The 12,830-nt window shown below is 69.6% G+C and carries 15 protein-coding genes; 7 read left to right on the top strand and 8 right to left on the bottom strand.

Annotated features, from left to right (window positions below; all coding sequences use genetic code 11):
• Positions 1-4: 4 nt before the first annotated feature.
• The 8 genes from Aco04nite_RS24675 to Aco04nite_RS24640 are packed head-to-tail and all read right to left on the bottom strand — an operon-like array spanning position 5 to position 7,750.
• Positions 5-664, bottom strand: coding sequence for a GntR family transcriptional regulator (locus Aco04nite_RS24675; RefSeq protein WP_212999628.1), 660 nt, complete (start codon positions 662-664; stop codon positions 5-7).
• 52 nt (positions 665-716) lie between these two features.
• Positions 717-1,400 (bottom strand): RraA family protein, encoded by a 684-nt coding sequence (locus tag Aco04nite_RS24670; protein ID WP_212999627.1) that lies wholly within the window; start codon positions 1,398-1,400, stop codon positions 717-719.
• Positions 1,397-2,173: an HpcH/HpaI aldolase family protein gene (locus Aco04nite_RS24665; RefSeq protein WP_212999626.1), complete on the bottom strand. Its 777-nt coding sequence runs from the start codon at positions 2,171-2,173 to the stop codon at positions 1,397-1,399. The genes Aco04nite_RS24670 and Aco04nite_RS24665 overlap by 4 nt, the downstream gene beginning before the upstream one ends.
• Positions 2,158-2,943, bottom strand: coding sequence for a fumarylacetoacetate hydrolase family protein (locus Aco04nite_RS24660; RefSeq protein WP_212999625.1), 786 nt, complete (start codon positions 2,941-2,943; stop codon positions 2,158-2,160). The genes Aco04nite_RS24665 and Aco04nite_RS24660 overlap by 16 nt, the downstream gene beginning before the upstream one ends.
• Before the next feature lie 11 nt (positions 2,944-2,954).
• Positions 2,955-4,010: an amidohydrolase family protein gene (locus Aco04nite_RS24655; protein ID WP_212999624.1), complete on the bottom strand. Its 1,056-nt coding sequence runs from the start codon at positions 4,008-4,010 to the stop codon at positions 2,955-2,957.
• Positions 4,007-5,578: a sugar ABC transporter ATP-binding protein gene (locus Aco04nite_RS24650; RefSeq protein ID WP_212999623.1), complete on the bottom strand. Its 1,572-nt coding sequence runs from the start codon at positions 5,576-5,578 to the stop codon at positions 4,007-4,009. Before Aco04nite_RS24650 ends, Aco04nite_RS24655 begins: the two co-directional genes overlap by 4 nt.
• Positions 5,575-6,735 (bottom strand): sugar ABC transporter substrate-binding protein, encoded by a 1,161-nt coding sequence (locus tag Aco04nite_RS24645; protein ID WP_212999622.1) that lies wholly within the window; start codon positions 6,733-6,735, stop codon positions 5,575-5,577. The genes Aco04nite_RS24650 and Aco04nite_RS24645 overlap by 4 nt, the downstream gene beginning before the upstream one ends.
• 31 nt (positions 6,736-6,766) lie before the next feature.
• On the bottom strand, positions 6,767-7,750 hold the full coding sequence (locus tag Aco04nite_RS24640) for an ABC transporter permease (protein ID WP_212999621.1): 984 nt from the start codon (positions 7,748-7,750) through the stop codon (positions 6,767-6,769).
• Positions 7,751-7,926: 176 nt separating this feature from the next.
• On the opposite strand from Aco04nite_RS24640, the gene Aco04nite_RS24635 reads away from it, so the two are divergent.
• From Aco04nite_RS24635 to Aco04nite_RS24605, 7 genes are all read left to right on the top strand, one after another.
• Positions 7,927-9,183, top strand: coding sequence for an FAD-dependent monooxygenase (locus Aco04nite_RS24635; protein WP_212999620.1), 1,257 nt, complete (start codon positions 7,927-7,929; stop codon positions 9,181-9,183).
• On the top strand, positions 9,180-10,382 hold the full coding sequence (locus Aco04nite_RS24630) for a DUF3500 domain-containing protein (RefSeq protein WP_212999619.1): 1,203 nt from the start codon (positions 9,180-9,182) through the stop codon (positions 10,380-10,382). Before Aco04nite_RS24635 ends, Aco04nite_RS24630 begins: the two co-directional genes overlap by 4 nt.
• Positions 10,379-10,801 carry a nuclear transport factor 2 family protein gene (locus Aco04nite_RS24625; protein WP_212999618.1) on the top strand — a complete coding sequence of 141 codons (423 nt, stop codon included), beginning with the start codon at positions 10,379-10,381 and terminating at the stop codon, positions 10,799-10,801. Before Aco04nite_RS24630 ends, Aco04nite_RS24625 begins: the two co-directional genes overlap by 4 nt.
• Positions 10,798-11,637: a fumarylacetoacetate hydrolase family protein gene (locus Aco04nite_RS24620; protein ID WP_212999617.1), complete on the top strand. Its 840-nt coding sequence runs from the start codon at positions 10,798-10,800 to the stop codon at positions 11,635-11,637. The genes Aco04nite_RS24625 and Aco04nite_RS24620 overlap by 4 nt, the downstream gene beginning before the upstream one ends.
• Positions 11,634-12,050 (top strand): RidA family protein, encoded by a 417-nt coding sequence (locus Aco04nite_RS24615; RefSeq protein ID WP_212999616.1) that lies wholly within the window; start codon positions 11,634-11,636, stop codon positions 12,048-12,050. Before Aco04nite_RS24620 ends, Aco04nite_RS24615 begins: the two co-directional genes overlap by 4 nt.
• Positions 12,051-12,362: 312 nt before the next feature.
• The gene (locus Aco04nite_RS24610; protein WP_212999761.1) at positions 12,363-12,509 is read left to right on the top strand and encodes a hypothetical protein; all 147 of its coding nucleotides are present in this window, start codon (positions 12,363-12,365) and stop codon (positions 12,507-12,509) included.
• Positions 12,510-12,528: 19 nt separating this feature from the next.
• Entirely contained in the window at positions 12,529-12,777 is a 249-nt protein-coding gene (locus tag Aco04nite_RS24605) for a hypothetical protein (RefSeq protein ID WP_212999615.1), read from the top strand.
• Positions 12,778-12,830 lie beyond the last annotated feature (53 nt).

Genomic DNA, 12,830 nt, shown 5'->3' with positions numbered 1-12,830 from the left:
TGCGTCAGGCGAGTGCGGTCCCCATCGCTTCGGCGTGGCGGGTGACCGCTTCGAGGGTGTTGAGTTTGTGGCGCCGGGCGGCGGTCTCGATCAGGTCGAAGTCGGCGCCCGCCTCGATCAGGTCCAGCAGGGCGGCATGCTCGGTGACCGACTCGACCGCGCGGCCGGGGGCGTGCGTGAACGCGGACCGGCGGATGACGTCGAGACGCGACCACTCGTTGTCGAGCAGATCGATCAGGTGCCGGTCGGGGGCGCGGTGGAAGATCAGGGTGTGGAACTGCCGGTTGAGCTTCGACAGCCGCATCGGGTCGAAGTCGGCGAGCGCCTCGGTCATCTCGGTGTTCATCCGGCGTGCGTCGGCCAGTTCGGCGGCGGTGAGCTCGGTGGCCGCCAGCGCGGTGGCGAGCCCTTCGAGCCGTGCCAGCAGCCGCATGGTCCGCGCCCATTCGCCGGCGTCGAACGTGGCGACCCGCGCGCCGACGTTGGGAATTATCTCGACCCAGCCCTCGGCCTCGAGCCGGCGCATGGACTCACGCCAGGGAATGGTGCTGATCTTGGTCTCGCGACCGAGCTGGTCGAGCACGAGCCGGTGACCGGGACCATACGTGCCGTCAAGGATGCGTCCCTTGAGCAGCGCGTAGCAGAAATCGGTCCGGTTAGCCACGCTCCACCTGCCTTCTCATCGATGCCACATCATATCGTGTGCGATTTCCTGCTCAGCGGCCGGTTTCGGCCTCGTAGCGCGTCTTCCAGGAGGCGTTCATCGGGAACAGCCCCTCGACCGGCTCCCCCTCGGCGACGCGGGCCGCGATCCAGGCGTCCCGGCGCTCGTCGTCCTCGGCCTCGGCCAGGACCTCGCCGACCAGGGCGGCGGGGATCACCAGCACCCCGTCGGCGTCACCCACGACGTAGTCGCCGGGCACCACCGCGGCACCACCGCACGCGATCACCACGTCGGTCTCCCACGGCACGTGCCGGCGCCCGAGCACCGACGGGTGGGCGCCCTTCGCGAAGACCGCCAGGCCGGTCGCGGCGACGGCCGGCGAGTCGCGCACCGCGCCGTCGGTCACCACCCCGGCGGCGCCCCGGTGCCGGGCCCGCAGCGCGAGGATGTCCCCGAGCGTGCCCGTCTCCGCCAGCCCCCGGGCCTCGATCACCAGCACCTCACCGGCGCCGGCCGTGTCGAACGCCTGTTTCTGGGGGTTGAACCCGCCGCCGCGCTCGGCGAACAGGTCGGGCCGGAACGGCACCAGGCGCAGGGTCCGCGCCGGACCGGCGAGCCGCATGCCGGCCGCGAGCGGCCCGACACCGTCGACGAAGACATCGTGATAGCCGCGTTTGCGCAGTGCGGTGGAGAGCCCTGCCGTCCCCACCGCCACGAGCCGATCGCTGATGGTCATCCCGCAAACCTTTCCGCCAGGCCTTCCGAACCCCGCGCCAGCAACGTGACGTCGGCTCCCACGAGGATGAACGAGACCCCGGCGTCGAGGTACCGCTGCGCGGTTTCCGGGGCAAAGGCATTCACGCCGACGGGTACGCCGTGACGACGCCCCGCCGCGATGCAGTGCTCGACCGCCGCGACGACGTCCGGGTGCTCCTGCCTGCCCAGCTCGCCCATCGACGCGGCGAGGTCGCTCGGCCCGACCAGAATCCCGTGCACCCCGCTCGCGGCGATGGCGTCGGCCTGCTCGACGGCGGCGGCCGACTCGATCTGCACGACGACCGAGACCGTCCGCGCGGCGTCGTCGAGATAGCCCGGCACGCGGTTCCAGCGCGCCGCACGACCCAGGGCACTGCCCACTCCACGTACGCCGAAAGGCGGGTAACTCGCCGCCCGCAGCGCACCCACCGCCTCCGCCGCGGACCCGACCATCGGCACCAGCAGGTTCTGCGCCCCGAGGTCGAGCACCTGCTTGATGATCACCGGATCGTTGACGGGCACCCGGACCACCGGCGTGACCGGATACGCCGCGACGGCCTGGAGCTGCGCGACGACCGACTCGAGACCGTTGGGTGCGTGCTCCATGTCGATCAGCAGCCAGTCGAGCCCGCCGCCCGCGCAGATCTCGGCGACCAGCGGGCTGCCGGAGCAGACCCACATGCCGGCCTGGGCGCGCTCCGCGGCGGCGAGCACGGCGGCGAACGACGGCGGCAGCGTCAGACGAACCGGCATGACACCGCCCCCAGATCCCGGTAGTCGCCGAGCACGGTGTCGCCGCGCTGGATCCACAGCGGCCGGGTGAAGCTGCCCGCCAGCACGATCTCGCCCGCCTCCAGTTTCTCGCCGTGCCGGGACAGCTTGTTGGCCAGCCACGCGACGCCCATGGCCGGGTGACCGAGGACGGCGGCGGCGACACCGGACTCCTCGATGGTCTCGTTGCGGTAGAGAACGGCGCTGACCCAGCGCAGGTCGACCGCCGACGGCGCCACGGGTGAGCCGCCGAGGACCACCCCGCCGAGCGCCGCGTTGTCGCTGATCGTGTCGACGATGGTGCGCCCGGCGAGCTCGATGCGCGACGACAGGATCTCCAGGGCCGGGACCACGTAGCGGGTCGCGTCCAGCACCTCGAAGATCGTCACGCCGGGGCCGGTCAGCGCCGAGCCCAGGACGAAGGCGAGCTCGACCTCGACCCGGACGTTGGCGAACCGGTCGAACTCGATCGCCGACCCGGACTCGTGGATCTGGTCGGCGAACACGACACCGTAGTCGGGCTCGGTGATCCCGGTGGCCGCCTGCATCACCTTGGAGGTGAGGCCGATCTTGCGCCCCGCGTGGCGGCGGCCGGCGGCGACACCCTGGGCGTGCCAGAGGCGCTGGACCGCGTACGAGTCGTCCACGGTCATGTCCGCGTAGCGGGCGGTGAGCAACGGCAGCACGCCGCGCTCCCGCTCCGCTCGTTGCAGTTCGTCGGCGATCTGCTGATGCACCGTGGGGTCGAGCACGAATACCTGCCTCAGGCCGTGATGGGGAGGTTGAACAGCCGGATGGCGTTGCCGGCGAGCACGGCGTCGCGGTCGGCCTGGCTGATCTCGAGGGTGTCGCGGACGAACTCCACGCCCTGGCTCATCCAGCCGTAGAAGACCGGGAACGACGAGCCGAACAGGTAGTGGTCGGCGCCGTTGACCTTGAGCGCGCATTCGACCTGGTCCTTGCCCCACGAGTGCGGGTGGGTCAGGTCGAAGAAGATGTTGTTCTCGAGGTAGCCCTTGATCTTGTCGCCGCCGGTCGGGTCGAGCCGGGTCAGCGACTCCTTGCGGTTCGAGGCGTGCGGGGTCAGCAGGGCGGTGTTGGCGAAGAAGTTGCCGCCGAGCATGGTGTGGATGAACCGCAGGCGGGGGAACTTGTCGAACATCCCGCTGAACAGCTCGCGGCCCACGGCGATGCCCTGGTCCATGATCCGGCCGTACTCACGGCGGAAGTTCGTGTAGTCGATGACCGAACGCCACTCGACCGGCAGCGGGGTGTGGTGCACGATCACCGGCACGTCGAGCTCGTTGAGCACCTTCAGGTACGGCTCGAACACCTCGTCGTCCAGGTAGAGCTGCCCGTAGTGGCAGGCCAGCTGCACGCCGACCGCCCCGTGCTCCTTCACGGCCCGTTCGAGCTCGTAGATGTTCTCCTTACCGCCCCACGGCGGTACGCAGGCGGTGGCGAACAGGCGCCCGTTGGAGCGCTTGACGATGTCGAAGGCGTTGTCGTTGACCGCCCGGCACGTGTCGAGATCGAGCCATTCCTGCCACACGGGCACCCGCATGATGCCGTAGTCCACGCCCGCGTCGTCCATCGCGGCGAGCTTCGACTCGGCGGAGTAGTCGCCCTCCACGTAGTTGAGGTTCTGGTAGCCCTTCGGCTTCTCCAGGATCAGGTGGCGTTTCCCGCTGTCCATGGTCTCGACACGGGCGATCTCCCCGAAGCCGCGTGGCGCGGAGTTCAGGAACCCGTTGAGGATCGCCGGGTTGTCGAACAGGTCCTCCGGCAGATGGTGGATGTTGATGTCGACGACGGTCATGGGACGAGCCCTCTTTCTTCGTTGTGCCCGCGCAGCGGCCGGCGGTCGGTGGAGGAGAAGACGGCGGCGACGATCTCGTCCGGCCCGGGGGAACCGGTCAGCTCCCCGGAGACGCGCCCGTCGCGGAAGACGAGGATGCGGTCGCAGAGCATCGACAACTCGTTCTCGTCACCGCTGGCGACCAGCACCGCGCAGCCCGCGGCCGCCGCGTCCTTGACCGCGGCGACGATCGTCTCCCGGGCGCCGATGTCGACGGCCTGCGTCGGTTCGTGCAGGGCCAGCACCTTCGGGGCGCGGGCGAGCCATTTGGCCAGCACGACCTTCTGCTGGTTGCCGCCGGAGAGCCGGCTCACGACGGCGTGCGGGTCGCGGGGGCTCAGCTCCAGCCGGTCGAGCCAGGGTGCGAGGCCGGCGAGCTCCGCGCGCCGGCGGATCGGGGCGAGCCGGGAGCCGCGCCCGCCCGTGCGGGGCAGCGCCGCGTTCTCGGCCACGCTCTGGTCCATCGCCAGGCCTGCGCGTTCCCGGTCGCCGGGCACCAGCGCGATACCGGCGTCGATCGCCGCCATCGGGCTGAACTGGGCGAGGTCCACCGGGTTCCCCGCCACGACGAGGGTGCCGCCCCGGGCCCGCTCGACCCCGGCGAGCACGTACGGCAGGTCCTGGTATCCGGAGTCGGCGAGTCCGGTGACGCCGACGATCTCGCCGGGCGCGATCCGCACACCGGCGCCGTCGAGACGGGAGCCGGCCACACCGGTGAGCTCGACAGCGGGGGTGTCCTGCGGCCGGGCGTGCCCGCCGCCGGAGCTGAGACCGGCGAGGTTGCGCCCGAGCATGAGCCGGGCGAGCTCACCCTCGCCGCGCCTCGTCACGGGCAGCCCGGCCTCGACCAGCTCCCCGTCCCGCAGCACGGTGACCCGGTCGGCGACGTCCGCGACCTCTTCCAGCCGGTGCGAGATCAGCAGCGCGGAGGTCCCGGCCCGGACCACGCCGTCGAGCATCTCGTAGAAGTGCTCCAGCGATCGGCGGCTCAGCGCCCGGGTCGACTCGTCGAAGATGATGAGCCCGCCGCCGGGCGGGGTGTCCTGCATGGCCCGGGCGATCGCGACCGTGGCGCGGTCCTCCTCGCTGAGCCGGTGCACCGGGGTGTCGAGCGGCACGTGGTGCTCCAGCCGGTCGAACATCCGCGCCGCCTGGGCGCGTTCGTGCTCCCAGTGGATGCGCCGGGACAGCCGTCCGGCGCGCAGCCTGCCGACGCGCATGTTCTCCAGCACCGTCGCCTCGCCGACCAGGCCGAGGGACTGGTGGACGACGGCCACCCCGCTCGCCCGGGCCTCGAGCGGGCGCACCGGCAGCCGCAGCGGCACGCCGTCGACCTCGACGGTTGCGCCGGGTTCGGGGACGTAGAGGCCGGTCAGCACCTTCACCAACGTGGACTTGCCGGAGCCGTTCTGCCCGATCAACGCGTGGATCTCACCCGCGCCGACCTCGAACCCGACGTCGCGCAGGACCCGGTTGCGGCCGAAGGTGACCGACACCGCCCCGGTGCGCAGGCGAGGGGGCGTGCTCAACTCAGACCCCAGAGCTTGAGGAACTCCTCGGGGTAGCCGGTCGGGCCGTACCACTCGCCGGAGGCCTCCGCGGCCTGGGTGAGCGCGACGTCGCCGATGTTGTCGCGGGTGAACAGCCGGATCGGGATGGTGTATTCGGGGAGCTCGTCGCCGGCGGTCCCGGTCATCATGCGCAGCACCGCGTCCGCGTCGGCCCAGCCCTGGTACGCCGAGGCCTGCCCGGCGGCGGCGTAGATGAAGTTCTTGGTCTTCAGCATCTGCAGGCCGGTCAGCTGGGCGCCGCCGGTCAGGCCCTTGACCGCGGCGATCCGGCCCGCCTGCTGCACGCCGCCCAGGGTCGGCTGCACGAACTGGTCGAACTCCGAGACCACGTACTTCACGTTCGGGTTCTTGAGCAGGGCGGAGCTGGTGGACGCGGGGATCAGCGAGAAGTTCGCCGTGGAGATCGGGTTGATGGTCACCTTGCAGGCGGGGCACTCCTTGGCGAACTCCGCCTCGGCGGCGTCGACGTAGGCGGCCGGCGCGGGCCCGTCGGTGCTCTGGTTGATGACGACCTCGGCCTTGCCGTTGGAGTCGTTGATGATCCAGTCGGCGGCGGCGACCATCATCTTGTCGCCGGGTGCGTAGATGTAGCCGAGCTTCGCCGCTCGCGGGTGGGCGGCGTCCTCGATCTGGTTGGTGTTGAGCACCGGGATGCCCGCGGCGATCGCGGCGTCGAAGGAGTTCGCGGCCAGCCCGTACGAGATGGCGTCGGTGATGATCGCGCCCGCCTTCGCCGACGTCGCCTGGTTGAGGCAGGCCGAGATGCCGGTCGGGTTGCCGTTGCCGTTGCAGGTCTGCAGCGTGACGCCGGCCTTGCCGAACGCCGTCTTGAGCGCTGTCTCGGTGACGCCGAACTGGGGTGCCTGCTGGGTGATCGGGATGTAGTAGACGGTGGCGCCCTTGACCTGGGCGAGCCCGGAGATCGGTTCGCTCGGGGCGGCGTACGTGTCACCGGCCTTTTCCAGTTGGGCGACCTTGCCGGCGAGCGGGCCGGACGCGCTGGTGGTCGAGGATGAGGTGTCAGCGGAGCCGCTGGAACAGCCGGCGAGCAGCAGCAGGGTCGCGGCGGCGAGGGACAGGACTGTCCGGTTCTCCCGGGACGGGGTGGTCGGCATGCGGGGCTCCCTGGTGGCGTCGGGAAACAGGTCAGAAGACTCTGCGGTGCAGCAGCGTGGAGATCGTCACGGCGATCACGAGAACACCGCCGTAGAAGACCGAGGAGACCCAGCCGGCCGCGCCGAGCAGTTGCAGGCCGAGGATCCCGGTGGCGAGGAAGTAGACGGCGAGCAGCGTGCCGAGGGGATTGAACTTCCCGGGTTCGAGGATCGCCGTACCGAGGAAGGTGGCCGCGAAGATCGGCAGCAGGTAGGACTGCGAGACCGTGGCGTCGAAGCCGCCGGTGGCGGCGGCCGCGACCACTCCACCCACGCCGGCGATCAGGCCCGCGACGGTGAAGGCGCCGAGCCGTAGCCGGTTGACCCGGATACCGGCGAGCCGGCTGACCTCACGGTTGGCCCCGACGAAACGCATGTTGCGCCCGAGCGGCGTGAACCTCATGACGTACGCGAAGACGAGCATCAGCGCCACGCCCTCGTAGAAGCCGACCGGCAGCGAGCCAATCGGGTGGAGCGCGATCTGGGCGAAGTCGTACGGCAGCCCCGAGACCGGTGTCAGATCGGTGATCCAGAGTCCGAGGCCGAGCAGGAACGTGCCCATGCCCAGGGTCACCACGATGGTGTTGACGCCGAGCAGCACGGTCAGCCAGCCGTTGACGAGCCCGACGAGCGTGGACACCGCGACCGCGGCGACGGCGGCGAGCCACACGTTCCAGTGCTCGTTGACGGTGAGCACCGCGACGAGGACCGCCGCGAAGCCGAAGTTCGACGCCACGGACATGTCGACGAACTCGCCGACGATGATCGTGCACAGCAGCGCGGCGGTCAGGAAGACCAGCGCCTGCTGCGAGCCGAAGATGGTCTGGAAGGTGCCGGCGGTGAGGAACGTCTCCGGCCGCAGCACGCCGTAGAGCACGGCCAGCAACAGCCAGAACGCGAGTGCGGCGAAGCGGGATCCGAACCGGCCCAGGGACTGCGAGCGGGCCGGGACGGCGAGGGTGTCGTGAGTGGTCATATCGCTCCCTAGCAGGGTCGGCAGCGACCGATTTCGGGACCGTATACGACTTCGCACACGACAGTCAACGAGGATCCGCAACATTTTCGTATACGAAATGGCTCTTGCATGACACCGGCCCGAAACATATCGTGCATGAGTTCGCATACGATTTGAGCCAGCTCTAGGGAGCACCGATGCTCGATATCGCCATTGCCGGTGCCGGCCCCGGCGGCCTCATGGCCGCACTGCGACTGCACCAGCAGGGCCTGCGCCCCCGCATCTACGAAGCCGTCCCCGAGCTCAGACCGCTGGGCGTCGGCATCGACGTCAAGGTCTACGCCACCAAGGAGCTCGACGAGCTCGGCCTGCTCGAGGAATTCCGCACTATCTCCATCGACGCCCAGGAATCGTTGTTCTTCAACCGCTTCGGGCAGGAGATCTACGCCGAGCTGTGCGGCGTGCACATGGGTTACCGCTACGAGCAGCGGTTCGTGCACCGCGGCTACTTCCAGATGTTCCTGCACGAGAAGGTCCTGGAGCGCCTCGGGCCCGACGTGATCGTGCCCGGCACCCGCGTCCTCGGCTACGACCAGGACGGCGACGGCGTCACGCTGGAGCTCCGGCACGCCGACGGCACCACCGGCCGGGCGACCCACGACGTGCTCATCGCGGCCGACGGCATCAACTCGGTCATCCGCCGGCAGATGCACCCCGGGAGCGCCGACCCCACCTACTCCGGCATCACCATGTGGCGCGGCACGACGCTGATGAAGCCGTTCAAGACCGGCGGCACCATCCTGCACATCGGCGATCCCCGCGTGTCGAGCATGATCGTCTACCCGTTGCTCGACAACGTCGAGGGCACCGGGCTGACCCTGGTCAACTGGGTCGTCGAGGCGACCCGCGACGAGACGGTCGAGGACTGGAACCAGCGGGGCAGCGTCGACGAGATCCTGCGCCACTACGACGACACCGACATCCCCTTCCTGGACGTGCAGGAGATGCTGCGCAACGCCCGCGAGGTCTATCTCTTCCCCCTCATCCGGCACGAACCGCTCGACTCGTGGTGCGACGGGCGGGTCACCCTGCTCGGCGACGCCGCCCATGCCATGTATCCACGCGGCGGCAACGGCGCCTGCCAGGCCCTGGTCGACGGGCGCGTCATCGCCGAGAAGCTCGCCACCGTCGGCGACCCGGTCGCGGCGCTGCAGGCCTACGAGGACGAGCGCCGCGAAGCCGTCAACCGCATCGTCATGTCGCACCGCGGCGAGGGCTACGAGGTGATCCGCCGGATGGTCGCCGAACGCACCGACGGCCGGCGCTTCGACGACATCGAGAAGGTGCTCCCGCTCGCCGAGGCCGACGAGATCTTCAGCAAATACCACAAGCTCGTCGGACAGGAACGGCCCGGCTGGGAAGCCGGCCAGGCGACCGGGTTCCGATCCGCGTGAACTACCAGGACTTCCTCATCCCGCAGGACTCGCCCCGGCTGGTGCAGGGCCGCGGACTCGACCCGTGGACCTACGCCGCACCGATCCGCGCCACCGACCGGGCCCAGGGTCTCATCTCACTCTGGCAGAACCTCTATCGGCAGCCGTTCCGCGGCATCACCACCGACGGCACCGTGCTCGACGACCTGTACGCCATCGCCGACGAGGGCTTCGACGTCCGCGCGGCGACCACCGCCGGCACCGCCCTGCTGAAGGTCCTCCCCGACCGGGCCCGCTATCCGATCGACGCCGAGCAGTGGCGCGACTGGTACAACCCCGAATGGCCGATGAACTCCCACGGCATCCGCCTCGACGAGGCCGATGGTGAGGTGCGCGACGCGGTCACCGCCCTCATGCGCACCTGCTTCAGTGACGACGGCTACCTCAGGACCGAGCGGGTACGCGACGCCAACCTGTTCCTCGGCGAGCTCTACGACCTGCGTACCGTCATGAACGAGTGGAGCTACCACTTCCTGCTGTTCGGCGAGCCCAGCGAGACCGGGCCGTGGGGCTGGAACCTCTACGGTCACCACCTCGCGATCAACGTGCTCATCCTCGGCGGGCAGATCGTCGTCTCCCCCACGTTCCTCGGCGCCGAACCCGCCGCGGTCGACAACCGCTACGAGCTCTTCCGGCGCGAGGCACTCACCGGCATCGACCTGATGCGCTCGCTGCCGCCGGAGCTGCGGCACCGGGCGCAGACCTACCGCGAGATGCGCGACCCGGCGATGCCCGCCGACCGCTGGCATTTCGCCGACGAACGCCAGCTCGGCGGCGCGTACCGGGACAACCGGATCATCCCGTACGAGGGGGTGAACGCCCGCTCTCTCACCGGTGGTCAACAGCAACACCTGCGCGACGTGGTGGCGAGCTTCCTCGACCTGTTGCCGCCACGCCCGTTCGAGGCCCGGATGCGCCAGGTCGAAGCCGCCCTCGACGACACCTGGTTCAGCTGGATCGGGCCCGACGACGGTGTCTCGCCGTTCTACTACCGCGTCCAGAGCCCCGTCATCATGGTCGAGTTCGACAACCACACCGGCGTCTGGCTCACCAACACCGAACCGGCCCGCTTCCACGTGCACACCATCGTGCGTACGCCCAACGGCAACGACTACGGCAAGGACCTCCTGCGGCAGCACTACACGCGGGAGCATCCATGAGCGACCCGCAGCAGCACGCGGAGCTGCTCGCCGTGGAGGAACGCCGCCGACGCGCCCTCATCGACGTCGACCTCGCCACCCTCGACGAACTGTTCGACGAGTCCCTCGTACACATCCATGCCCCCGGCGTCACCCACACCAAGGCGCAACTGCTGGAACACACCGCGACCCGCCGCGCCTATCTCGGCATCGAACGGGGTGAGCTGGTCATCCGGCTCTTCGGCGACGTCGCCGTCATCACCGGCGCGATCACCAACCGGCTCCGCACGGCCGACGGCGGCGAACGGGTGCTCTCCGGCGTCGCGACCCAGGTGCTGCACCGCGCAGCCGGCGGCGGCTGGCGCTTCATCAGCTTTCAGATGACACCGTACGGCGAGCAGGCCTGGCCCGCCCTTGCGTCCGAGGAGCAGCGACCGTGAAACTGGCTCGATTCCGCACCCCCGACGGGGTTGTCCACCTCGGCCGCGTCGACGGCGACCGGGTCATCGACGTCTCCGCCGTGGCCGGAACATCGCTGCGGGCCGTCCTGCCCCGGCTCACGTCACTCGGCCTGACGACCGCCACCGGACCCTCCTTCGCCCTCGCCGACGTCACCCTCGAGGCACCCGTCGACGATCCGCAGAAGTACCTGGCGATCGGCATGAACTACAGGGCGCACGCCGAGGAGGCCCGCGCGGCCGGCATCCCCGTCCCCGTCAACCAGATGTGGTTCAACAAGCAGGTCTCGTGCATCACCGGACCGTACGATGACATCGTGCGGCCCGTCGTCTCCGAGCAACTGGACTACGAGATCGAACTCGGCGTGGTGATCGGCACCCGGTGCCGCAACGTCAGCGCGGCGGACGCGCGGTCGGTCGTCGCCGGCTACCTGGTCACCAACGACGTGTCCGTCCGCGACTGGCTCTCCGCACGCTCCCCCACGTTCACCCTCGGGAAGTCCTTCGACACCCACGGCCCCATCGGCCCCTGGCTCACCACGGACGACGAGATCACCGACCCGCACGACCTGCGCCTGCGTCTCACGGTCAACGGCGAGACCCGCCAGGACTGGACGACCGGCGACATGATCCACAACATCTGGGACCAGATCGCCGAGCTCACCACGGTCATGACCCTCATGCCCGGCGACATCCTCGCCACCGGCACCCCCGCGGGCATCGGCGCCCCCACCCGCAACTGGCTGCGGCCGGGCGACGTGGTGCGCGCCGAGATCGACGGCCTCGGCGCCCTCGAGAACCGGGTGGCCGCCGGATGAACCCGCACCGGCAGAGCATCGACGTCCCCGGCATCACCCACGACAACCCGGTCCCGGCCGCGTGCCGCATCGGCCCCTTCGTCTTCTCCGGCGCCATCACCGGACGCGACCCGCGGACCAGGACCATGCCGGCCGACCTGAACACCCAGTGCGCCACCATGTTCCAGCAGGTCCGCGCGATCGTCGAGGCCGCCGGCGGCACCACGGACGACATCGCCAAAATGACCGTCTGGCTCCGCGACTACCGCGACCGCGACGCCCTCAACCGCGAATGGCTCGCCATGTTCCCCGACCCCGCCAGCCGCCCCGCCCGCCACACCATCGCCGCCACCTTCGACGGCGCCACCCTCATCCAGTGCGACATCACCGCCGTCCTCAACGCCGGCCAGCATCCTGAGCCGGTCGTTTCCTGACGACGGCGCTGGCCTTGGCCTAACGGCCGCGGATCGTCTCGGCGTGCGCCGCCGCCCGCCACCTACTCACGACGCTTGAGGCCGCGAGGCCGAATGCAGAACATGTGTTCCCTCGCCAGACGTGATTGGCCCATGCTTGCCGACCGACGCCGCACGATGTTGCGCCGAAACCCGCGACGCCGCAACATCGTGCCCCGGGGCCCAGTACTCCAGCAGGAGATCCGTTCTGGCCTGCTGTGACGTGTGGCTTTGTCCGTGGACAGCAAGCAGCCACCGCTGAGTCTCGTGGTTGTGTGGACCCAAGATTCGGCGGTGGCTGCCGCCTACAAAGTAGATGCTCAGCGATGGTCCGAGCTGTCCAGCGAGCTGATGGACACGATCGAGGCACGCTTCGCACGACTCGAGCCACGACGCCGGGTCCACGATTTCGTCGCTGGTCTCCACCTCACCGAACCCTGACGGGGTCGCAGGTTATCCGATGCAGCAAGATGACGACATGGCAGCCGAGGACGCCACCCCAGATCGCATGACGGACGCGGAGATCCGTCAACTTGCCAGCCTGCTCGCACGCTACTCGGCCCACGAGCTGGACCAGTTCGAACATTGGCGTGTCGAATCGCCCTACGGCCCGGTGTTCATTGACATCAGCCGACGATGCGTCCCAGGCACCGAAGACTGGTACCACATCCTCTGGCCACTACCCGATCAACCCCGCGAACCGCACTAATCTCGCTGGAGCCCGCAGGACCTCGACCGCTGCACCAGCTCACGAATGATCTC

This window comes from Winogradskya consettensis, from assembly GCF_018332715.1.
Taxonomy (GTDB): domain Bacteria; phylum Actinomycetota; class Actinomycetes; order Mycobacteriales; family Micromonosporaceae; genus Actinoplanes; species Actinoplanes consettensis.
This window is presented reverse-complemented; position numbering and strand designations above follow the sequence as displayed.